The organism is Micromonospora sp. D75, assembly GCF_018070405.1.
GTDB lineage: Bacteria > Actinomycetota > Actinomycetes > Mycobacteriales > Micromonosporaceae > Micromonospora > Micromonospora chalcea.
In genome coordinates this window covers 1-2,276 of the sequence record NZ_JAGPXV010000800.1, presented here as the reverse complement: position 1 = coordinate 2,276, position 2,276 = coordinate 1, and the positions used below count along the sequence as shown (strand labels likewise).

Here is a 2,276-nt window from a genome sequence, read left to right as displayed (position 1 = left end):
CCCCGGCGGACGCGGGAGCGGCGCCGGGAGGCGCCCGCCGCCGCGGCCGCCCGGGCCGGCCGGCATGGCGACCACGCCGAGCGGTCCGGTCGTCCCGTGCCGGAGCTGCCGGAACGGGTGGCCGCCCCGGCCCGTCCGGCCCCGCCGCCCGGCCGGCTGCACCGGTGGCTGTTCGCCCACCGAGTCGAACCGGTCGGCCCGGAGGTACGGGAGCACCAGACCCGGTCGCACCCGTGGTGGCAGGTGATGTGCCTGACCGGCGTCGACTACTTCTCCACGCTGTCCTACCTGCCGGGCATCGCGGTCGTGGCGGCCGGCGCGCTCAGTCCGCTGGCCACCCTGCTGATCGTGGCGCTGACCCTGCTCGGGATGCTGCCGATGTACCGCCGCGTGGCCCGGGAGAGCCCGCACGGGCAGGGCTCGGTGGCGATGCTGGAGCGGCTGCTGCCGTTCTGGCGCGGCAAGGTCTTCGTGCTGGTGCTGCTGGGCTTCGTCGCCACCTCGTGGATCATCACGATCACGCTCTCCGCCGCCGACGCCAGCGTGCACCTGCTGGAGAACCCGGCTCTGCCCGCCGCGTTCCCGCACGGCCGGACAGCGGCGGTGCTGGTCACCGTGGCGCTGCTGCTCGTGCTCGGCGGCGTGTTCCTGCTCGGGTTCAGCGAGGCGGTGCAGGTGGCCATCCCGCTGGTGGCGGTGTTCCTGGCGCTGAACGCGGTGGTGGTGGTCGCCGGCGTGGCCGAGCTGGCCGCCGACCCGGCGCCGCTGGCCGACTGGACCGGCCGGCTGGCCGACGCCGGCGGACCCGGGGACGTCCTGGCCACCAGCGCGCTCGCGTTCCCGCTGCTGGTCCTCGGCCTGTCCGGCTTCGAGACCGGGGTGAGCATGATGCCGCTGGTGCGCGGCCGCGGCGCCGATCCGGAGCAGCGGCTGGCCGCCCGCATCCGCAACACCCGCCGGCTGCTCACCGCCGCCGCGCTGATCATGTCGGTCTACCTGATCGCCACCACGTTCGTGACCACCGTGCTGATCCCGCCCGAGGCGTTCGCGCCCGGCGGGCCGGCCAACGGCCGGGCGCTCGCGTTCCTCGCCCACGAGCATCTCGGCCAGGCGTTCGGCACCGTCTACGACATCAGCAGCATCCTCATCCTCTGGTTCGCCGGCGCCTCGGCGATGGCCGGGCTGATCAACATCGTGCCGCGCTACCTGCCGTCGTACGGCATGGCGCCGGAGTGGGGCCGCGCGGTCCGCCCGGTGGTGCTGGTCTACACCGCGATCAGCGTCGCCATCACCATCGCGTTCGCCGCCGACGTCAACGCCCAGGCCGGCGCGTACGCCACCGGCATCCTGGCGATGATGGTCTCCGGCGCGATAGCGGTGACCATCGCGGCGCTGCGGGCCGGCAGCCGCGCGGCCGGCGCCGGGTTCGCGCTGCTCACCGCCGTGCTGCTGTACGCGCTGGCGGAGAACGTGGTGGCCAAGCCCGACGGCATCACCATCTCCGGGTTCTTCATCGCCGGGATCGTCGCGGTGTCGCTGATCTCCCGTGTCACCCGGACCACCGAGCTGCGCGCCGAGCGGATCGAGTTCGACGAGGCGGCCCGCCGGTTCGTCGACGAGTCGGTGGCCCGGGACGGGCGGCTGCACCTGATCGCCAACAAGCGGCAGCGCGGGTCGGTCAAGGAGTACCGGGTCAAGGAGCGGGCGCAACGGTCGATGAACCCGGTGCCCGGCGCCGCCGACGTGCTCTTCCTGGAGATCGACGTGAGCGACCCGTCGCAGTTCAGCCAGGTGCTGCGGGTGCACGGGGTGGAGGCCGGCGGCTACCGGATCCTGCGGGCCAGCAGCCCGGCCGCGCCGAACGCGATAGCCGCGATCCTGCTGGCGCTGCGCGACGCCACCGGGGTACGCCCGCACTGCCACTTCGAGTGGTCGGAGGGGAACCCGATCGCGCACCTGCTGCGCTACCTCATCCTCGGCCGGGGTGACACGCCGCCGGTGGTACGGGAGATCATCCGCAAGTCCGAGCCGGATCCCACCCGCCGTCCCGGCATCCACGTCGGCGGCTGACCCGCCGGGCTACGACCCGAGGGCGCGTACCCGGGCCAGCAGGTCGCGGGCGCAGAAGTCGAGGAAGCCGTCCGGGTCCGGGCCGGCGTTCTGCAGCACGATGTGGTCGAAGCCGGCCTCGACGTACGCGCGCGCCTTCTCCACGTGCGGCCCGGCGTCCGGGCCGACGGAGAACTGGCTGCGGATGTGGTGGTCCTCGACCCAGG

The 2,276-nt window shown here is 73.9% G+C and carries 1 protein-coding gene and 1 pseudogene; one reads left to right on the top strand and one right to left on the bottom strand.

Annotation, left to right across the window (positions count from 1 at the left end):
* Positions 1-2,070, top strand: a 2,070-nt coding sequence (locus KBX39_RS29205; RefSeq protein ID WP_247660724.1) for an amino acid transporter, incomplete at its 5' end; no start/stop codon positions are given.
* A gap of 9 nt (positions 2,071-2,079) precedes the next feature.
* Here KBX39_RS29205 and KBX39_RS29200 read toward each other — a convergent pair.
* A pseudogene (locus tag KBX39_RS29200) lies at positions 2,080-2,276 on the bottom strand (LLM class F420-dependent oxidoreductase); the annotation flags it as partial.